The 19,126-nt window shown below is 68.1% G+C and carries 22 protein-coding genes; 15 read left to right on the forward strand and 7 right to left on the reverse strand.

Features of this window, described 5'->3' with window-relative positions; translation table 11 throughout:
- Window positions 1-43 precede the first annotated feature (43 nt).
- The gene (locus ACQ858_RS12505) at window positions 44-364 is read right to left on the reverse strand and encodes a hypothetical protein (protein WP_431273063.1); all 321 of its coding nucleotides are present in this window, start codon (window positions 362-364) and stop codon (window positions 44-46) included.
- The gene (locus ACQ858_RS12510; RefSeq protein WP_431273064.1) at window positions 349-1,713 is read right to left on the reverse strand and encodes a mechanosensitive ion channel family protein; all 1,365 of its coding nucleotides are present in this window, start codon (window positions 1,711-1,713) and stop codon (window positions 349-351) included. Before ACQ858_RS12510 ends, ACQ858_RS12505 begins: the two co-directional genes overlap by 16 nt.
- Before the next feature lie 134 nt (window positions 1,714-1,847).
- On the opposite strand from ACQ858_RS12510, the gene ACQ858_RS12515 reads away from it, so the two are divergent.
- Window positions 1,848-2,375 (forward strand): universal stress protein, encoded by a 528-nt coding sequence (locus tag ACQ858_RS12515; protein ID WP_431273065.1) that lies wholly within the window; start codon window positions 1,848-1,850, stop codon window positions 2,373-2,375.
- Between the two features lie 44 nt (window positions 2,376-2,419).
- Here the strand turns inward: ACQ858_RS12515 and ACQ858_RS12520 are convergent, their stop codons facing one another.
- Together ACQ858_RS12520 and ACQ858_RS12525 are read right to left on the reverse strand one after the other, a co-directional pair.
- On the reverse strand, window positions 2,420-4,342 hold the full coding sequence (locus tag ACQ858_RS12520; RefSeq protein ID WP_431273066.1) for an ATP-binding cassette domain-containing protein: 1,923 nt from the start codon (window positions 4,340-4,342) through the stop codon (window positions 2,420-2,422).
- Window positions 4,343-4,355: 13 nt separating this feature from the next.
- The gene (locus ACQ858_RS12525) at window positions 4,356-5,690 is read right to left on the reverse strand and encodes an efflux RND transporter periplasmic adaptor subunit (protein ID WP_431273067.1); all 1,335 of its coding nucleotides are present in this window, start codon (window positions 5,688-5,690) and stop codon (window positions 4,356-4,358) included.
- Between the two features lie 181 nt (window positions 5,691-5,871).
- Between ACQ858_RS12525 and ACQ858_RS12530 the strand changes: the two genes are divergently transcribed.
- From ACQ858_RS12530 to ACQ858_RS12570, 9 genes are all read left to right on the forward strand, one after another.
- Window positions 5,872-7,107 (forward strand): PAS domain S-box protein, encoded by a 1,236-nt coding sequence (locus tag ACQ858_RS12530; protein ID WP_431273068.1) that lies wholly within the window; start codon window positions 5,872-5,874, stop codon window positions 7,105-7,107.
- Window positions 7,059-7,910, forward strand: a complete 852-nt coding sequence (locus ACQ858_RS12535) for an ATP-binding protein (protein WP_431273069.1) — start codon at window positions 7,059-7,061, stop codon at window positions 7,908-7,910. The genes ACQ858_RS12530 and ACQ858_RS12535 overlap by 49 nt, the downstream gene beginning before the upstream one ends.
- Before the next feature lie 46 nt (window positions 7,911-7,956).
- Window positions 7,957-8,715, forward strand: coding sequence for a hypothetical protein (locus tag ACQ858_RS12540; RefSeq protein WP_431273070.1), 759 nt, complete (start codon window positions 7,957-7,959; stop codon window positions 8,713-8,715).
- Between the two features lie 110 nt (window positions 8,716-8,825).
- Window positions 8,826-9,377 carry a universal stress protein gene (locus ACQ858_RS12545; protein ID WP_431273071.1) on the forward strand — a complete coding sequence of 184 codons (552 nt, stop codon included), beginning with the start codon at window positions 8,826-8,828 and terminating at the stop codon, window positions 9,375-9,377.
- A 50-nt stretch (window positions 9,378-9,427) separates the two neighbouring features.
- Window positions 9,428-10,255: a universal stress protein gene (locus ACQ858_RS12550; protein WP_431273072.1), complete on the forward strand. Its 828-nt coding sequence runs from the start codon at window positions 9,428-9,430 to the stop codon at window positions 10,253-10,255.
- A gap of 9 nt (window positions 10,256-10,264) precedes the next feature.
- Complete coding sequence (locus ACQ858_RS12555; RefSeq protein ID WP_431273073.1) at window positions 10,265-10,657, forward strand: CBS domain-containing protein; 393 nt, start codon at window positions 10,265-10,267, stop codon at window positions 10,655-10,657.
- A gap of 16 nt (window positions 10,658-10,673) precedes the next feature.
- Window positions 10,674-11,093 (forward strand): hypothetical protein, encoded by a 420-nt coding sequence (locus ACQ858_RS12560; RefSeq protein WP_431273074.1) that lies wholly within the window; start codon window positions 10,674-10,676, stop codon window positions 11,091-11,093.
- Window positions 11,094-11,125: 32 nt separating this feature from the next.
- Window positions 11,126-11,461: a BON domain-containing protein gene (locus ACQ858_RS12565; protein ID WP_431273075.1), complete on the forward strand. Its 336-nt coding sequence runs from the start codon at window positions 11,126-11,128 to the stop codon at window positions 11,459-11,461.
- Window positions 11,410-11,775: a BON domain-containing protein gene (locus tag ACQ858_RS12570; RefSeq protein WP_431273076.1), complete on the forward strand. Its 366-nt coding sequence runs from the start codon at window positions 11,410-11,412 to the stop codon at window positions 11,773-11,775. The genes ACQ858_RS12565 and ACQ858_RS12570 overlap by 52 nt, the downstream gene beginning before the upstream one ends.
- Here ACQ858_RS12570 and ACQ858_RS12575 read toward each other — a convergent pair.
- Window positions 11,753-12,334 (reverse strand): CBS domain-containing protein, encoded by a 582-nt coding sequence (locus ACQ858_RS12575; protein WP_431273077.1) that lies wholly within the window; start codon window positions 12,332-12,334, stop codon window positions 11,753-11,755. The two genes, ACQ858_RS12570 and ACQ858_RS12575, sit on opposite strands and share 23 nt — an antisense overlap.
- Before the next feature lie 166 nt (window positions 12,335-12,500).
- Here ACQ858_RS12575 and ACQ858_RS12580 point away from each other — a divergent pair, with 166 nt between their 5' ends.
- The 3 genes from ACQ858_RS12580 (at window position 12,501) to malQ (ending at window position 16,944) form a co-directional block, all read left to right on the forward strand.
- A complete protein-coding gene (locus ACQ858_RS12580) occupies window positions 12,501-13,295 on the forward strand; it encodes a Crp/Fnr family transcriptional regulator (protein ID WP_431273078.1) in 795 nt (264 codons plus the stop codon).
- A gap of 154 nt (window positions 13,296-13,449) precedes the next feature.
- A complete protein-coding gene (locus ACQ858_RS12585) occupies window positions 13,450-14,877 on the forward strand; it encodes a trypsin-like peptidase domain-containing protein (protein WP_431273079.1) in 1,428 nt (475 codons plus the stop codon).
- Window positions 14,878-14,892: 15 nt separating this feature from the next.
- Complete coding sequence (malQ, locus tag ACQ858_RS12590) at window positions 14,893-16,944, forward strand: 4-alpha-glucanotransferase (protein WP_431273080.1); 2,052 nt, start codon at window positions 14,893-14,895, stop codon at window positions 16,942-16,944.
- Here the strand turns inward: malQ and ACQ858_RS12595 are convergent.
- Window positions 16,877-18,158, reverse strand: a protein-coding gene (locus ACQ858_RS12595) for an IS3 family transposase (RefSeq protein WP_431273081.1) whose coding sequence is annotated in 2 segments (ribosomal slippage) — window positions 16,877-17,819 and window positions 17,818-18,158 — 1,284 coding nt in all. Because the reading frame shifts where the segments join, the coding sequence is not laid out codon by codon here. The two genes, malQ and ACQ858_RS12595, sit on opposite strands and share 68 nt — an antisense overlap.
- 111 nt (window positions 18,159-18,269) lie before the next feature.
- Here ACQ858_RS12595 and ACQ858_RS12600 point away from each other — a divergent pair.
- Together ACQ858_RS12600 and ACQ858_RS12605 are read left to right on the forward strand one after the other, a co-directional pair.
- Window positions 18,270-18,482 (forward strand): 4-alpha-glucanotransferase, encoded by a 213-nt coding sequence (locus ACQ858_RS12600; protein WP_431273082.1) that lies wholly within the window; start codon window positions 18,270-18,272, stop codon window positions 18,480-18,482.
- Window positions 18,483-18,574: 92 nt separating this feature from the next.
- Window positions 18,575-18,844: a hypothetical protein gene (locus ACQ858_RS12605; protein WP_431273083.1), complete on the forward strand. Its 270-nt coding sequence runs from the start codon at window positions 18,575-18,577 to the stop codon at window positions 18,842-18,844.
- A gap of 9 nt (window positions 18,845-18,853) precedes the next feature.
- Here ACQ858_RS12605 and ACQ858_RS12610 read toward each other — a convergent pair whose 3' ends face one another.
- Complete coding sequence (locus ACQ858_RS12610; protein ID WP_431273084.1) at window positions 18,854-19,069, reverse strand: hypothetical protein; 216 nt, start codon at window positions 19,067-19,069, stop codon at window positions 18,854-18,856.
- Window positions 19,070-19,126 lie beyond the last annotated feature (57 nt).

A 19,126-nucleotide genomic window follows, 5' to 3' on the forward strand; every position in this document is an offset into this window, starting at 1 on the left:
ATGCGGCTTGCGGCAGATCAAGCGAACGGGCGATGGCACGACCCTAGCCGCCGCGCACGGACGACGCCTGAGCGCCCGGCGAGGCCGGGCTCGCGTACCACTGCGTCTTCGGTACGACGACCGCGTGGTCCGGCTGACCCAGGAAGTGCGGCGACATGATCTGGACACCGTGCTCGTTGAAGGCATCCTGGATGCTCTCGTGAAGGGCCGAAAGGATCGGGATGCGGTCCGACGGCTTCTCGATGCTGGCGAACAGCTCGTATTCCACGTAGAAGTCGGACAGCGCGCGCTGATAGACGTAGGGCTCCGGCGTCGGGCGCACGCCCGCGGTCCTGCGCGCCGCTTCGATCAGCAGCGCATGCACCGGCGCCAGGGCGCGTCGTAGCCGATGGTGACCTTGGTGCTGAGCAGCGTGCCATGTGTGCCCGAAAGCTTCGAGTAGTTGTGGATGGGACTGGAGATCACGACCGAATTCGGGATCGTGATTTCGTCATTGCGCACGTTGACGATCTTGGTCGCCAGCGAGGCCACCTCGGTCACCACCCCTTGCACGCCGTTGATGTCGACGAAGTCGCCCTTGTGCAGGGAGCGCGAGTACACGACGACGAGGCCGCTCATGAGTTGCGTGACCAGCCCGGTGGACCCGAGCGTGACCATCAGGCCGAACAGGACCGAGAGTCCCTTGAACACGTCGCTGCTCGCACCGGGCAGGAACGGATAGGCCACCGCGATGCCGACGCACCAGGCAAAGAGCGTGAAGATGCGGCGGGTCGCGCTGGCGGTCTCGGGATGAAAGAGCGGCAGACGCAGGCGGCCCTTCTGCAGCGCGTCGAACAGGTAGCCCAGCAGATCGACGACCGTGCGCGTGAATCCGAGGACGATCAGGACCGTTGCAAGACCGGGCAGACTGTCCAGGGTACCCTCGGCCAGCCAGGAGATCTTGCGCAAAAGCCAATCGCCGAGGTCGCGCGCGATGGGCGCCGTGGCCACGAAGCTGCCGAGCACGAAGTGCGCCCACGAATAGGTGAGCGCGAGCAGGACGACCCACTGGAGGACGTGCAGCATGACGACCGCCAGCCTGGCGAGGAATTCGCGCCAGTCGACATAGGAAAAGCGCGCCGCCAGCACGTCGCGCCTCTCTTCCATCCATCCCACCACCCGGGCCATGACTCGGTAGGCGACCCAGACCAGCGCAGCGAAGAGCAGGGTTGCACCAGCCGACCGGGCCAGTCCTTGCAGCAACAGCGGCCTGCTGCGCATCTGGCCCCATGCAGCGTAGACCTCCTCCATCCGGTTGCGCGTCTGGGCGACCAGTGCGTCGAAATCCTGCTTCGCCTCGGGGTCGACGTCTCCCTCGACCACCGAGAACAGAGGAAGGTCGCCGAGAAGGAACTGCACGCCGCGGTCAGCGCCGGCCTGGAACTGCACGGTGTTGAGCGGCAGAGTGACCGCCTCGTCCGGCAGCGCCTCCAACCGCTCGCGGGCACGCCGCACGCGCGCCTGCGGCGGGATGCCGGCGATGCGGGCCCTCATCGTGAGGATGTCGCGATGGAGGATGCGCAGCGTTGCGGCTTCGTCAGTCTGGGCGGCGGCAGTTGCCGCAGGCGGCCTCGATGCGGGGCCTTCGGCATCTGCAGCGGCTGCGGTGCCGGCACTGAAGGCGAACAGCCATCCCGCCAAAAAGGTCGCCAACATCGAAGTCATGCTGCTCATGGTTTCGTCCGGATGCCGTATACGGCCCTGCCATCCCTGGGTCGGCCAATGCTATTCGCGGCGCTTGACCTGCGTCAATCGCGGCCATAGGCTGCGCGCCAATACTGGATCGATTCAAAACATAAGGAGCCCTCATGTACCAGCAGATCCTCGTCCCCGTCGACGGCAGCGCCACCTCGATGCAGGGCCTCGAGCAGGCCATTGATCTGGCGCGGCTCGTCAACGGCAAGCTGCGGCTGATCCACGTGGTCGACGAGTTGTCCGCCGCGCTCGCGATGGACGCCTATTCCGGCTATGCCGGCGACTGGGTGGGCCTGCTGCGCGAGAACGGTACCAAGCTGCTGAGCGAATGCCGGCAGAAGGTCGAGGCCGCCGGCATCACCGTGGACACGGTACTGCGCGACAACCTCGACGGCTCGGTGACCGAGCTCGTGACGAAGGAGGCCGCGAGCTGGCCGGCCGAGCTGATCGTGCTGGGCACCCACGGCCGCCGCGGGGCGAAGCGATTGTTCCTCGGCAGCAGCGCCGAGCAGATCCTGCGCATGGCGCCGGTCCCCGTCCTGCTGGTGCGCGCGACCGAGCCGGCGACCGAGGGCGAAGCGGAGGCCGAAGGCAAGCCCGTTCGCGTGACTCTGCCCAGCGCCGCGCTGTCGATCGAATGAGCCGCGGTCTCTGGTCGCCGGCAGCGTCGTCCTGATCACGCTCCTCACGCGGGATTGGCCAGGCGGCCGTCGACGACCCTCACGATGCGGTCGCACCGCTCGGCCAGCGTCGCGTTGTGGGTGACGAACAGGACCGCCATGCCCTCCTGCCGATTGGCCTCGCGCAGCAGCGAGAACACGGCATCGGCGGATTGGGTATCCAGGTTGCCGGTCGGCTCGTCAGCCAGCAGCAGACGCGGGTTCATGGCGAGCGCACGCGCCACCGCCACCCGCTGCTGCTGACCCCCGCTGAGATTGGTGGCCAGGTTGTTGCGCCACTTCGACAGGCCCACGCTGTCGAGCAATCCGGCCGCTCGCTCGGTCATGCTCCGCTCGATGAAGCCGGCGCTGCCGATCATCGGCATCATCACGTTTTCGAGTGCCGTGAAGCCCGTCAGCAGGTTGTGATACTGGAACACGAAGCCGATGCTGTGCCCGCGCAGACGGGTGATCGCATGGTCGTCGAGGCCCACGGTTTCCTCTCCGCAGATGCGCAGCGAGCCGGCGGTCGGGCGGTCCAGCAGGCCGATGATGTTCAGCAACGTGCTCTTGCCCGACCCGGAGGGCCCCATCACGGCGCAGAACTCGCCGGGCACCAGATCCAGGTCGATTCCGTGCAGCACCTCGGTCTCGATCGGCAGACCGACGTGAAAGGCCTTGCGCACACCACGCATGCGAACCACCGGTTCAGCCACGGATCGCCACCACCGGATCAAGGCGCGCCGCTCGCAACGCGGGCGCAAAGGCCGCCACCAGGCCGGTGAGGGTCGCAAGCAGCATCGAGAGGAGGAACAGGCCCGGCTCGATCTCCATCGGGAAGAAGGGCGTGCCATCGGGATTGCGTGCATAGCGCTGCCACAACCACAGCGCCACCAGCGCCAGGCACGAGCCGCCGAGGGAGCCCATGAGCCCGAGCAGCCCCCCTGCACCAGGAACACCCGCAGCACCTGCCCGCGCGAGATGCCCATCGCCCGCAGGATGCCGATCTCGCGCGACTTCTGCACCACCGACACCACCAGCACGCTGGCGATGCCGAAAGCCACCGACAGCCCCACGAAGAAGCGGATCGTGGTGTTGGAGGTCTTCTGCGCCTGCACGGCGGTGAAGAACTGCGCATTGGTCGCGATCCAGCTGTCCGCCTCCACCCCGGTGCCGGCCGTGATGTGTCGCGCGATGTCCTCCGCCGCGTACACGTCCCGCACGGTCACGTCGATGCTCGAGACACCGCCGACGAGGCCCAGCAGGCTCTGCGCGGTGCGCAGCGCCACGTAGGTGGTGCGCTGGTTGGCGCCCTTGTTGCCGAGGTCGAACAGCCCCGTCACCGTGAGCGTGTTGTCGCTGCCGGCGGCGGTGGAGACGCGCAGCTTGTCGCCCACGGTGACGCCGAGGTCGCTGGCAAGGTCGATGCCGATCAGGATGTCGGTGTTCGTCAGGCGGGGCGTGCCGTGCACGATCTTCTCGGGAATGGTCACGATGCGGAAGTACACCTGCGGGTCAATGCCGATCAGCGTGATCGCCCGGCTCGCGTCGCCACGCACCACCAGGGCGGAGCCGCTGGCAGACGGCGAGACCAGCACGACGCCCGGCATCGCCTGGATCTGCGCCGCGATCGACTGCCACTGGTCGATCGACTTGATCCGCTGCAGCGGCGCCTGGACGATGGCATCGTCATGAACGCCCGCCGCGCCGACGCCCCGCTCGATCACGCGCGCGACCTCTTTTGGCGGCAGCAGCTGGATGTGCGCCTGCGCCGTCAGCACCCGGCGAATGAAGTTCGCCTGCAAGGCGACCAGCAGCGCCGACATGAAGACGATCACCGCCACTCCGATGGCGATGCCGGTGATGATCAATGCCGTCTGCATGCGTCCTTCTCGCAGGAAACGCGCTGCGATGATCCATTCGAAGGGAAGGCCGCGCTTCAGCTTCATGGCGGACGAACCGTCAGGAGGCGGAACCGGTCCGCACGAGCGGCTGCAGGCGCGAGCCCTCGGCGATGCCCGGCGTCGATACCGGCACCACCAGATCGCCGGCCTGCAATCCCTCCAGCACTTCGCTCTGGCCGCCCGAACGCAGGCCCAGCTTCACACGCTGGCGCCTGGCATGGTGCCCATCGACCTTCAGCACCCAGGGCTCGCCGCGATCGGCATCGCGCACTGCATCGCTCGCAAGGAGCAGCGTCTGACTGCGGGAAGCCGTCCGGATCTGCACCGATACGGTCATGTCCTGACGCAGGTAGGCCGGTGGATGCGGCACGGCCAGCTTGACTTCGACCGAGCCGCGCTGAACGTCCACGCCGGGATTGATGTAGACCAGCTCGGCGGCGAAGTGCTGGTCGGCATAGGCATCGGCCGACGCCACCGCCTGCTGGCCGGGCGCGAGCAATGCCGGGTTCTTCTCGTCGATCTGCACCACGAGCTGTGTCTGGCCGGCCGGCGAGAGCACCATGAGCGTCTTGCCGGGCTGCACCACGTCGCCCGGCTCCACCGAGCGGTCGATCAGCGTGCCGGCCACAGGCGCCGTGATCGCCGTGTAGTTCAGACGCGCGTGCGCCGCCGCCGCCGCGGCCCTCGCCTCGGCCAGGGCCGTGGTCGCCACCGCATGGTCGCTGCCGCCGGGCTGCGCACTCGCGAGCTGGCTTCGGGCCGTGAGCACCTGCGCCTCGCTGAGATCGAGCGCTTTCTTCAAGTCGTCCAGCGCAGCCTGGCCAATGAAGCCCTGCTCGCGCAGCGTCACGTTCCTGCCCCACTGCGCACGCGCGTTCCCCGCGTTGATCTCGGCCTGCCGCAAGGCCTGCGCGGCCACCGGCGCCTGCACTTCGCGCAGCAGCCTCAGGCGCGCTTCGGCCTGCTGGACGGCCGCGTCGGCTTGCGCTGCGGCGGCAACCCATTCAGCGTCGACCAACTGGATGAGCGCCTGGCCCGCCATGACCTCCTGCCCCTCTTCCACCGGCACCGCCCTCACCTCGCCGGCAAGCTGCGCGCCGATGCTGACCCGGTGAGGCGCCTCGACATGTCCGCTGGCGACCACCGACTGGACGAAGTCGCCGCGCAGCACCGGCGTGACCGCGACGCGCGGCCCCCACAGCACGCGCGGACCGAACAAGAGCGCCAAGGCGACCAGCGCCAGCACGGCGAGCGCCGCGGGTGCACGGCGCCAAATGGCCGCGAGCACCCGCGGTTGCGGAGGATGCGCGGGGCCGGGAGGTGTCGGCTGCGCGGCGGCCCGCGGACCAGGGTCGCCGGGGCGAACATCCGCCGACGAGGGATCAAGCTTCATGCCGCAACTCTAGGCAGCATGCAGAAGGCCCGCATGACGCAGATCAAACCACCTTGCTGTTGTATGCCCCCGGACAGGCGAATACCATCCTCGCGGCAGCCGGTTCCACGCCCGCGGCTGCCCGGACGCGCGCCCGCCGCCTGCGGCCGATGGGCGTGCGGTTCCGGAGGAGTTTTCCCTGATGAAAGAAGCGCCCGAATTCGACGAAAGCACGGTGTTCCGGTCGCTCTTCGCTGCTTATCCGGATGCACTGCTGCTGGTCGATCAGCAAGGTGTGATCCACCTCGCGAATCCCGCCGCGCTCACGCTGCTGGGCTATGAGGCCGACGGACTGCGGGGCTTGTCCGTCGACGCCCTCGTGCCTGACGCGATCCGCCCGCGCCACGCGGCCTACCGGGACGCTTACGCCGCCCAACCGCGGCCCCGCCCGATGGGGACGCAGATGGACCTGGTGGCCAAGCGGCGCGACGGCCGCGAGGTCATGGTCGAGATCGCCCTGAGCCCGCTGCAGGACCACGGATTGCCCTACGTGGTCGCGGCCATCCGCAATGTCTCGGAATACCCGCGCGTCAAGCAGGCACTTCAGCGCGCGCGCTACGCGGAGCACCTGGCCAGGTTCGGGCGCCTCGCGGTCGATGCATCCGAATCGGAAAAGCTCCTGACCCAGGTGCCGGCCGTGGCGGCGGATGCGCTGCGCATCGAGATGGCCGAGATCCGCTTGCTGGAACCGAACGGGCTGGAGGTCCGGATCGCCGCGGCCATCGGTCCCGATGCGGCGCAACGGATCGGGCAACGCCTCGCGATCGAACCGGGCTCGGCCCTCGAGGTCGTGCTGACACTGGGCAAGGCCGCATTGGCCGGTGACCACGACGGGCACGGCCAGCCGGCCTTTGAATTGCCGGCCGCCGATCGCGAGTCCGGGGTGGTCTGCAAGCTGCTGGTGCCGCTGTCGGACCGGGGGCGCACGATCGGCGCGCTGGCCGTGCGGTCGCGCACCCGGCGCACGTTCGGGGAGGACGAGCTGCATTTCCTCGAGTCGCTGTCGAGCATGCTGGCCACCGTCCTGCAGCGCACCAGCAGCGAGGATGCGCTGAACCATGCCCAGCGCCTCGAGTCGGTGGGCCAGCTCACCGGGGGCATCGCGCACGACTTCAACAACCTGCTCACCGTGATCTCGGGCAACCTGCAGATCCTGCGCGACGTGCCGGCCTGCGCTTCCGACCCGCTCGTGCAGCCCCTGGTCGATGCCGCCATGCGCGCGACCCAGCGCGGCGCCGAGCTCACCGGCAAGCTGTTGGCCTTCTCGCGCCGCCGGTGCTCCAGCCGAGCGTGGTGGACGTCACCGCCCTCCTGCGCTCCCTCACGGGCATGCTGCGCAGGACGCTCGACCAGCGGATCGCGATCGAACTCGACCTGATCGTCGGCCTGCTCTGCATGGCCGACCCCATGCAGCTCGAGTCGGCACTCCTGAACATCGCCATCAATGCGCGCGACGCCATGCCGCGGGGTGGCGCGCTGAGATTCCGCTGCCGCACCGTGCTGACCTTGCCGCCGGAGTTCGATGTTTCGGAAGACGGCGGCGAGGGCTTCATCGCCATCGCGATCACGGACACCGGCGAAGGCATGCCGGACGCCATCCGCGAGCGGGCCTTCGAGCCCTTTTTCACGACCAAGGAAAGCGGGCGCGGCACCGGGCTCGGCCTGTCCACCGTGTACGGCTTCGCGCGGCAGTCCCGCGGTGCCGTCACACTCGAAAGCGCGCAGGGCCGCGGCACCACCCTCACCCTGTACCTTCCGCGCGTGCGTGCAAACGATGACCAGGCACGGACGCAGGACGCAGGGCGTCCATCCCACGTGCCCAGCGGCTTGAGGGTCCTGCTCGTCGAGGACGATCCGGAAGTCACTGCCGTCGTGCAGCGCTTTCTCGGGTCGCTGGCATGCGAGGTGGTCCCGTGCGCCGATGGCGGCCGGGCCCTGCACGTGCTGGAACAGCAGGCGATCGACCTGCTGCTGACGGACGTCTTCCTGGGCCCCGGCGTGCGCGGCACCGAGCTGGCAGCCGAGGCCCGACGGCGCCATCCGCGCCTGCCGGTCCTGCTGATGTCAGGCTATTCGGGCGAGCTGCTCGACAGCCCGAGCAGCTGGGAGGTGCTTCGCAAGCCCTACACCCTCGACGAACTCGAGCGGGCGATCGGACGGGTGATCAGCCAGGCTCAGTGAGGCGCGGCCCACGCCTGTCGCTGTCATTCGCGAGGACGCTGCGATATTGAGCGGCGTCAAGTCCACCGATGGCAACTGGCGTAGCGTTGGACGCGTGATCGCCTTTCATGCCGCGCGACCTCCGGTGGCCGACCCCTTGTCTTCGACCGGAATCGCCTCCCTCATAGCAACTGCCGAGCAATTGCGGCAGCCCGCGGCCACGCGTCCGTTGCGCGGCAAGAACCTTGCGCTGCTGCGACCGAAAGCCTCCACCAGTCCGTCGAGGCTGCAACACGCCGCCGAGGAAATCGGCGCCCGCGTGGCCTTGCTGGAATTTCCCCGCCCTTCCAGGACCCGTGAGGCGAACGACGAGATCGGCACGCTGGCCCGTCTGCTCGGTCGCATGTACGACGGCATCGATTGCGACGATCTCCAGGCTTCGGTCCGGCAGTTGATCGAGTCGCACGCCGGCGTGCCGGTGTTCCCGGGCCTGGAACTCGATACCCATCCGGCCCGGGCGATCGCGGACCTGTGGACGCTCTGCGAGCACCAGGGTCCCGGCGATCGGCGGATCGTCTTCATCGGAAACGAACGCAGGCCGCGAGCCCGGATGTTCATGGCGGCAGCCCGCGCGATGGGCGTCGCGATCCTCAGGAGGAACCGCGCCGAGAAGGGCGGCGAAAAGATGCCGGCGATCGCGGACGCCTCCGGACCCGGGCGCTGGGCCCTGTGGATCGGCGACATGGCGGTCGACGACGAGGCCGCACAGGAGAACCACCGGCGCATCATGCAGGCCGTGCTGGTCCACGCCTTGCGCCGAGCCTGAGCCTCGCGCCAGACGGCACCCGTTGACCGTCGTTTGCGCCAGATCAAGTGCTTCCATCGCCGCCCTTTCGATACTGGACGCATCGCATCATCTGCACCGAAGGACCCTCCATGTACCAACGCATCCTGGTCCCCGTCGACGGCAGCCCGGTTTCGCAGCGCGGACTCGAGGAGGCCATCCGCCTCGCCCAACTGACCCATGGCCGACTCCGGCTGGTCCATGTCATCGACGAACTGTCGCTGGCGCTCGCCATGGACGCACAGTCCGCCACCCCTGGAAAGTGGCTTCAGGCCGCACGCGACGACGGCGCGCGTGTTCTCGAGGACGCGAAGCGCAGTGCACAGGCGGCCGGCGTCGAGGTCGAGACCGCGCTGCACGAGCGCTACAGTGCCACCGCATACCCCGCGGTCATCGCCGAGTCCCCGGTCCAGGACGTCGTCATCACGGAAGCCACGCAATGGGGGGCCGACCTGATCGTGCTCGGGACGCACGGGCGTCGCGGCGTCTCGCGACTCTTCATGGGCAGCAGCGCGGAACGGATTCTTCGCCTTGCGCCCGTGCCGGTCCTGCTGGTGCGCGCGCAGGACGAACAGAAGCAGGCGGACACGAAAGACGAGGCGACTCGCATCCACCAGCCGAGCGCGGCGCTGGCGTTCGAGTAGCCCCGGGGAAGACGAGGCCCTTGCCTGGAAAGCCCGGAACGGGAATGACCATGACCGCGCTTCAATCGTTTCTCGTGCACCTGGACGGCACCGCGCGCGCCGCAGCGCGCCTGGACTTCGCGCTGCGACTCGCACATCCCTGGCAGGCCCGCGTCAGCGCGCTGTTTGCCGTTGCTCGAAGCTACCTGCCCCTGCTGCCGGTCGGCCCCGGCATTCCGCCGCTGCCGCCGGACGCCCGAGCCGAGGCCGAGCATCGGCGCAGTGCGCTGGCGACCTACGATCGCTCCTGTGCCCTTGCGAGCCAGCCGAGCGAATGGCTCGAACTGGACGGCGATCCGGTCATCGAGGCCTTCACCCGCCGGGCGCTCCTTGCCGATCTGCTCTTCCTGGGCCAGCGCGATCCGAACGATACGGCGGGCTTCGACGTCCCTGCCGACTTCGTCGAATCGGTGGTGATCGGCAGCGGGCGTCCGGCGCTGATCATTCCCTTTGCAGGCGAGATCGCGGATTCGCCGGATGTCGCACTGGTGGCGTGGAAGCCCACGCGCGAGTGCGCACGCGCGCTCGCGGCAGCGATTCCCTTCCTGCAGAAGGCACGCCACGTCCATCTGGTCGAGGAAGACGGGGCCGAATGGCAGTCCGTGCCCATCGACGTGCGCGACTATCTGCGCCTGCATGGCATCGAGCGGGTCCACGAGCACGCAAGGCTCACCCCCGACAGCGCCGGCGAGGCGCTCCTTTCGATCGCCTCCGACTGCGATGCCGACCTGCTCGTCATGGGCTGCTACGGACACAGCCGCGCGCGCGAACTGCTGCTCGGCGGGGCGACGCGGACCGTCCTGGATTCGATGACGCTCCCGGTCCTCATGGCACATTGAGGGGTCATCATGAGCCAAGTCATTACTTCCCTGATGCGACGTCCTGTCGTCAGCGCGGGCATGGACGATACGGTGGCCCAGGTGGAGGAACTGCTCTCCAGCCAGCGGCTCACCTGGGTCCCCGTGCTCGAGCCGACGAAGCGCGAAGTGGCCGGGGTCATCAGCGCCTCGGATCTCGTGGCCTTCCACGCGCAGGGCCGCGATGCCACCACCACGCGCGCCTGGCAGATGTGCACCTACAAGCCGGTCGTGGTGGACGCCGGGACGCCGGTCGCCATGGTGGCGGCGCTCATGGTCGAGCGCGGCATTCACCACGTGGCCGTAAGCGACCGCAACGGCATCGTCGGCGTCGTCTCGTCGCTGGACTTCGTGCGGACCTTCGTGCCCGACGGCCTTCGTTGACCGGCCGGCTCGCATCATGCGAACGCCCGCATCCCGCCTCGCCACCGCTTTGTTCCTCGGGACGCTCTGCATGGGCGCCCTGATGCCTGCGTCTGCATCGCCCCTCCTTCGCCCCGGGACGCACACCACCGGCGGCATCGGAGAGGAAGACCAGCATCGCATGCAACTGAGCCAGAGCCTCTACAACCTGCGGCTCACTTTTTCCGAGGCGGGCACCGGCGCCTATCTCTCGGGCGTCGATGTCGTCGTCGAGCCCCTCCAGCCGGGGCCGACGTACGGTCCCTTCAAGGACTCCGGCCCCTTGCTGTACATGGCTCTGAACCCCGGCGCCTACCGTGTGCGGGCCACCTACCGCGGCCTGGCCCGCTCGATCAACGTGCGCATCGGCAGGGAGGCCGCCATCGCCACCCTCTACTGGCCCATCCTGCCCGACTGAACGGCCGCCATCACCCAACGAAAGGAAGTCACATGCGATCCGATGCACAACTCAGGAGCGACGTCCAGGCCGAGCTGGACTGGGATCCCGCGATCAACTCGACGCAGATCGGCGTGATCGCCGCGGACGGCATCGTCACGCTGACGGGCCACGTCGCCAGCCATGCAGAGAAGCACGCCGCCGAAGCCGCGGCCCGGCGCGTCAGGGGGTCAAGGCACTCGCGGTCGAAATCACCGTCAAGCTGCCCATCGACGATACGCGGACCGACGCCGACATCGCCCTCGCGGCCGAACGCGGCCTTGAATGGTCGGCGCTCGTGCCGGCCGCCAAGGTCAAGCCGAAGGTCGAGAACGGCTGGGTCACCCTGAACGGCGAAGTCGAGTGGGAATACCAGCGCAGAGCCGCCGAGAAGGCGGTGCGCAACCTCATGGGCGTCACCGGCGTCACGAACGACATCAAGATCATTCCGAAGGTCAAGGTGGTCGACATCGAGAAGCGGCTTCACGACGCCCTGTCGCGCCAGGCCGACCGCGAAGCCGGCCACATCCAGGTCGCCGTGGAGGGCTCCGAGGTCCGCCTGACCGGAAAGGTCCACTCCTGGGCGGAACTCAACGCGGTGCAGGGTGCGGCCTGGTCGGCGCCCGGCGTGAGCTCGGTGGTCAATGATCTTGTGATCGACTGACACGGACTGCCGCGGCCGGCGTGCGAGCGCCGGCCGCGGCCTGAGGTCTTTTCTTACTTGACGCCGGTACCGAAAGAGGGAAACACAGGGCGGGGTCCGGCTGGCGTTGCGGCCGCACTGCGCTCGCTTTTTCGCGCTCGATGCCGCCTCGCAAGGCGCTCGCGAGCTGGGCCAGTTCGTCGGAAATCGCTGCCATCAGATCCTCGGCGGCCACGAGCCCGGTCACCCGGCCCGCGTCGTCGACCACGAGCACCCGACGCACGCCGGCCTTTGCCATGGCGGCGGTCGCCTCCTGGAGGCTGGCGCCGGCGGGCACGGCGACCAGCGGCTTCTTGGCGAGATCGCCCGCGCTCAGATTGCTGCCCGACTGGCCGCTCCCGACGACATCCAGCGCGAGATCGCGATCGGTGAGGATGCCCACGACTCTCGGCGGATCGTCCCCGGATACGACGACGAGCGAGCCGACGTGCTCCTCGGCCATGCGGGCAGCGACTTGCGGGAGCGAAGCCGAGGTGGGAACGGCAACGACTTCGCGATGGCACAGACTGGCGATGTTCATGGGGACTCCGTAGTGGGTGTGTAGAGGGTTTCCACTCTAGGCAGCACGCACGGTAGCGACATGACGCAGATCAATCGAGGCGGTTTCGGGCCCAGCACCACGACCCATTGCACCCTGGCGTTTACAGAGCGTTCACGCAGCGTTACGCAATCGATTCGTCCATTTCGTGAACTGTTTCATCGCAAGCATAGGCTCACGGTCATTCATTCGGCGCAGGAGCAATGCAATGACACAGGAACTCGATCGGCAGGCAGTGGATGAAATCTCGTTCGCACAGCGAATTGCCGACACCCTCCAGCTGGTGCAGAAGACACTGCCCGTGCAGCGGCGCATGGTTCACGCCGGCGACACGATCTATCAGGTCGGCCAGGAATTCGGCTCGCTGTATGTCGTGAATTCGGGCCTGGTCAAGATGGTGAATCTTTCGAGCGAAGGCCGCGAACAGGTGGTTGCAGTGCACTTCCGTGGCGATTGGCTGGGTCTGGACGGCATCGCCGGCGGACGCTATGGCTGCGATGCGGTTGCCATGGACACGGGCGAGGTCTGGTCGTTCCGGTACGACGACCTCCTGCGCACAGCACTCCGGACGCCGGCGCTGCTGACCGCGCTGCACGAGGCGATGAGCAGGCAGCTTGCACGCGATCACGAGTCGCTCCAGTCCCTGTGCGCGCTGCCGGCCGATGCCCGGGTGGCAGCGTTCCTGCAGTACTGGGCCGAAGCAATGGCAAGACGGGGATTGCGCACCGACCAGATTTCCCTGCGCATGACGCGTGCGGAAATCGGAAACTACCTGGGCATGACGCTCGAGACCGTCAGCCGCGCGCTGTCCCGCCTGGCCCGCAGCGATGTCATCCGCTTCATCGAAAAGGGTCGGCGCGAAATCCATATCCCCCGCGTCGAAGCCCTGACGAGCTTCATCGCGCAGGTGGCGGCGCCATCGGGTGCGAGGGCATTTCACTAGGGCCTGCATCGACTTTCTGCGGGGCACGTATCTCGGCAGGAACCAGCCTGCCGCCGCGCCGGTCAAACTGATCGTCATGTGTCCGTTCATCACGCCGGGGCGGTGTCAAGTCCGCAGGGGTCGAGCGCCGAGCCGCTCGCTCGGGCGTGTTGTCATGCTCGGCCTGGCCAGCCTCCTCCTCGGCGCGTGCGCGTCCACATTCCAGCCGCGCGACTCGATCTCGTTCGTCAGCGCGTCATCAACGCCTGCGGCACCCGCCCCCGCCTTCTCCTCCCTCGTCGCCAGTCGCAGCGCCAGCGTTGTCGACATCAGCACGCTGCGCATCGGAGGAATCGACGACAGGGCGGTCGAACTGGAAATCGCCCCCGAGTTGGACTTCGCCGACCGGCTCGCCTCGCCCCTGCCGGCCAGCGTGCGGCTGAGCCAGACCCGCGATCTCGCCTCGGGCGTGATCCTCACGAGCGACGGCCTGATCCTGACCAGCGCGCACGTGATCGCCGGCGTGGACGAAGCGCAGGTCCGCCTTGACGATGGCCGGCGCTTCCCGGGGCGCGTGGTCGGCGTCGACCGGCGCACCGATGTGGGACTCATGAAGATCGACGCGAGCGGCCTTGCGACCGCGGTCATCGGCGACTCCAGCGGCCTCGCAGCGGGCGACTGGGTGGCGGCGATCGGCACGCCCTTCGGCTTTCATGGAAGCGTCACGGCGGGGGTGGTGAGCGCGATCGACCGCTATGTCGCCGGTGGCGGCGAGGTGCCCTACATCCAGACTGACGTGGCGATCAATCCGGGGAGTTCCGGAAGCCCGCTGTTCAACAGCCGCGGCGAAGTGGTCGGCATCAACTCGATGATCTACAGCGGCAGCGGCGGTTACATGGGCCTGTCCTTCGCGGTGCCGATCAATCTAGCGATGAGGATCGCGGGGCAGCTCAAGTCCACCGGGCGCGTCCAGCGCGCACGCATCGGCGCCGACTTCCAGGAAATGACGCCCGCGCTGGCGCAGTCCTTCGGCTTGAAGCAAGCGACCGGCGCCCTCGTGGTCGGCGTGGATGCGAACGGCACCGCGCGATCCGCCGGGCTGCTGCGCGGCGATGTGGTGACCGCTTTCGACGGCAAGCCGGTCGCGCGCTCCGCCGATCTGCAACAGCGGATCTCGCAAGGCCGGCCCGGCAGCCGCAACACCATGGAGGTGTGGCGGCGCGGCGCTGCACACACGCTCTGGGTCGTCTTGTCCGAAGAGCCGGCGCCGCGCAGCACCCTGCGGTCGAGCGTCGCGGCCGAATGGGGCGACGGCCTCGGCCTGAGCCTGGGCGAGCTGACATCCGGCCAGCGCCAGCAACTCGGCGTCGACGGCGGCCTCATGGTGCGCGAAGCCTCGGGCGCGGCCCGCAGCGAAGGCATCCGCGCGGGCGATCTCATCGTCGCGGTGAACGACACCCGGCTCGAACGCGTCGAGGACTTCCAGCGCAGCCTCTCGGCCGTCTCGCCGGGCCGCAGCGTCGCGCTGCTGGTCATGCGCGACCGGCGGCTGGCCTACGTGCCGGTGCGGCTGCCGGAGCGTGTCCTCAAGCCTGCAAGCTGAGCGACAGGGCGCCGCGTGAACGAGTCGGGCCTGCTGCCGCCGCACGAGGCCCAGGCGCTTCTCGCGCTCTGTCAGCGTCACGGCGTCGCCACCGACTACGTGGATGCCTTCGGCCACCGCCACGCCGTGTCCCACGAGGCGCTCGCCGCGCTGCTCGCCGATGCGGGCTTCGTCGCGCATTCGGGGTCCGAGGCCGCTTCCGGCAGCGATCTGCCCTTCGCAGCCGCCGTGGCGACGGCAGCGCGCGATGCCCGGCGTCACCCGCTGCCGCCGGTACAGGTCGTCGCATCCGGCGCCGATGCGTTCGAAATCGACGTCCGACTGCCCAGCCACCTCGCGCACGTCAAGTGGCGCGTGGTCGACGAGAGCGGTGGGCGCCACGAAGGCGCAGTGCGCGCCGATCGGCTCGAAGCCATCGACCGCGCGACCTTCGACGACGAGGCCTACGCGCGCTACCGATTGCCGCTCATGCTCGCGCTGCCCGAGGGCTATCACCGGTTGAGCCTGGTGGGTTTTCCCGGCGAGACCCTGCTGGTCTGCGCGCCCGCGCGCTGCCACCAGCCCGGAGCGCTGGAAGGCGATGCGCGCATCTGGGGATTCACGCTCCAGCTCTACGGGCTGCGCTCGCGGCGCAACTGGGGCATCGGGGACTTCAGCGATCTCGCGGACTTCGCCGAACTTGCCGCACGCGAAGGCGCCGACGTGGTGGGACTCAACCCGCTGCACGCGCTGTTCCCCCACAACCCGCTGCGCGCGAGCCCCTACAGCCCCTCGTCGCGCGCGCAACTGAACGCGTTCTACATCGACGTGGAGGCAGTGCCGGACTTCCACGATTGCGGCCCGGCCCGCGAGCGCGTCCAATCGCAGGCGTTCCAGGCAAGGCTGTCGGCGTTGCGTGCCGCCACGCTGGTCGACCACGCCGGCGTGGCCGCGGCCAAGCACGAGGTGCTGCGACTGCTGTACACGCACTTTCGAACGCGCGATGCCGTCGATGCGGAGTCCGCCGCCTTCACGCGCTTTCGCGAACAAGGCGGCGAGGCGCTGCATCAGCACGCGCTTTTCGAGGCACTCCAGGCGAATTTCCACGCGGGCGACACCGACATCCAGGGCTGGCCCGATTGGCCGCCGGAATACCGCGATCCATCTTCGCCCGCAGCGGCTCGCTTCGCGGCCGAGCACACCGAGCACGTCGGCTACTACGAATACCTGCAATGGCAGGCCGCGCGGCAATTCGAGGCAGCGGGTGTGCGTGCGAAAGCGGCGGGCATGGGGCTCGGGCTCTATCTCGACCTCGCGGTGTCGGTGGACCGCGCGGGTTCCGACGCATGGCGCCATCGCCGCACCTTCGCGCTCGCCGCGCGCATCGGTGCGCCGCCCGATGCGTTCAATCCGCGGGGACAGGACTGGGGACTCCCGCCGCTGCGCCCCGACCGCCTGCGCGAATCGCAATACCGCATCTTCATCGAGGCCCTGCGCGCCAACATGCGTGGCGCGGGCGCGATCCGCATCGACCACGTGATGATGCTGATGCGGCTCTTCTGGATTCCCGCGCAGGGCACCGCGCGTGACGGCACCTATGTGGGCTACCCGGCTCTGGAGCTGTTCGCGATCCTCGCGCTCGAAAGCCGGCGCCACGGCTGCCTCGTGATCGGTGAAGACCTCGGCACGGTGCCCGAGGAGACACGCGACATGCTGGGCCGCTACGGCGTGCTCTCGTACCGGCTGCTTTACTTCGAGCGCAACGGGGCGGGCCGATTCCGCGCCCCGGCCGAATACCCGCCCCAGGCCGTCGCCGCCGTGAGCACGCACGACCTGCCGCCATTTGCGGGCTGGTGGTCTGCGCATGACCTGAAGGAGCGACACGCGCTCGGGCTGATCGACGATGCGGCGTTCGACCGGCTGCGCGAAGAACGCAGGCGTGACCGGCAGCAGCTGATCGACGCCGTTCGCGCAGACGGGCACGAATCGCTGATGTTGCCCCTGTATTCCCGGCCCCGTCCTATTCGCAATAAAGCGCCTGGTCTGTTGATGGCACCTGGCGCGCGCGTGCGGCCTGTTGCCGCCTGAACTCCCGAGGCGAGCGCATTTTCAGCGATGAGTGCGGATGCACCTCGTTGAAGTGCTCGAAGGCGGCCGGCAACTGCGACAACACGGTCTGTGCGTCACGCAGGTCCATGCGCGCCACGTAGTCGCGTTTGAAGGTGTTGACGAAGCTCTCGGCCATGCCATTGCTCTGCGGGCTGCACACCGGTGTGTTGATAGGCGTCAGGCCCAGCGAACGTGCCAGCGCCCGCGTGTCCGCCGCGATGTAGGCCCCGCCGTTGTCGCTCAGGAACTCCAGCCGATGCCCCGCCGGGAGCGCCTCCACCGCCCCGAAGCGCCGCTCCACCGCTTCGATAAGCATCTCGCGCACCGGTTCGCCCGGCAGTCCCTTACCTTCCCAGGCCCGCCATGCCATCACCTCCCGGTCGCAGCAGTCTTTGGCGAAGGTGGCCGTCACCGTCTGGCCCGAGTCGCATTTGATTTCCAGGCCATCGGAGCACCAGCGCAGGTCGCTGCGCGCCACAGCCACGCGGCCTTCGTGCGTGCGGGCCGACTGGCGTCGTCGCGGCGCCTTGGGCAATAGCAGCCCGGCCTGCGCCATCACACGATAGACGCGCTTGGCATTGACCCGAGCATCGCCCCTGGCCACGCGCTGGCGGTTCACCAGGGCGCAGGCACGCCGGTAGCCATAGCTCGGCAACTCGGCAATCTCCTGCCGCAACTCGGCCAACAAGCCGGCATCGTCGCTGGGCGTGCGATGCGCGCGCCCGTCCTTCCAGTCCTCGTCGCGTCCCAGCAGGTCGCGCATATGCGAGCGCGCCAACCCCATCGTCCGGCAGACCGTCTTCACTGGTCTTCCCCGGGCAACAAGGGCGAGCGCGCAATCCACTTTTTTCCGCGGCGTACTCCACGGCTTCCTTGAGGATTTCGTTCTCCAAGGTCTTCTTACCCAGCACGCGCTGCAGCTTGGCGATTTCCGCACGGGCGGCTGCGAGTTCGGATGCCGGCACCACCGCTTCGCCTGCAGAGACGGCCGTCAATGCCCCTTGCCGCTCGAGCTTGCGCCACTGGAACAGCAGGCTGGCAGCCACGCCTTCCTGTCGGGCCACGAGGGAAACACTCATGCCCGGCTCGTAGGTGCGCCGCACGAGCGCTGCTTTCTCCGGGAGGGACCAGCGCCTGCGGCGCTGGTCTTTCAAAATCACCTCTACCGACTCCGTATGCCTAGTCGTATTCATAGTCCTATTCCTATCTGAAAGATAAGCGATAGGACGGGACCGGAGAATCAGGGGGCTATCTCATCGCTACACGATCCCGGCACCGCCGAGTCGCCGCCGGGAGCTGACGATGTGGCTGCACTGCACGCCTTCCTCGCCCGCGCGCCTTCGAGCCTGCTGATGGTGCAGCTCGAAGATGCGCTCGCGCAGATCGAGCAGCCGAATCTTCCCGGCACGACCGTCGAGCATCCGAACTGGCGCGGCAAGTACGCGCTGCCCGTCGAGACGCTGTGGGACGCCGAGACGATGCAGAAGCTCGGCGCCGCGATGGTGCGCATTCGATGATTGCATCACGGGTATCTGTCACGCCGCTCGCGGCGAGAGGCTGCCGGTGGCACAGTGACTGCGCTCCACGACAACCATAGACGGAGACAGCCATGTCAGCAGAGGCGATCTATTGCTTCGATACGGCGACGGTGCGATTCGCGATCCACCCAGAGGGCGGCGTCCGCGTCGTGGCGGAAATCAGCGAAGACCCCTTGAGGGACTTCTTCGGGGCGGACGGCGGCGGCGAGAGCCTGGTCCAGGCCTACGCGCGGAATGCGGAACTCATCAACCCACTGGCGATCGAGCGCCACATCGCGAGCGGCGGCCGACCGGTGCTTCTTGAATCAGCGGACTTCGAGCTTCTGCACGATGTCTGCTGAGTGCGAAATTCAGTGAGGGAAGGTCGAGAAGCCATCCCAACTGTGCCTGCGCGGCGGACCGAAAGTTTCGCTGCCGTCTTTGGAGGGCAGGCCCTGCAGCTTGGACTCCGCGGCCTCGACAGTCGCGAGTTCGCACCTGACCTGTTGAACCAGATCGTCTTGTTCCCCGTAACGGGCTTCCAAGTCTGTGAGGAGATTTTTCAGATTGCAGAGGCGTCGGGACATGTTCTCGCTCCTCAAGAAGAACGGTAGGACGTACGCGGCCTGTACATCGGCGGCGGG

The organism is Variovorax ureilyticus, from assembly GCF_050632185.1.
Lineage (GTDB): Bacteria > Pseudomonadota > Gammaproteobacteria > Burkholderiales > Burkholderiaceae_C > Variovorax > Variovorax ureilyticus_A.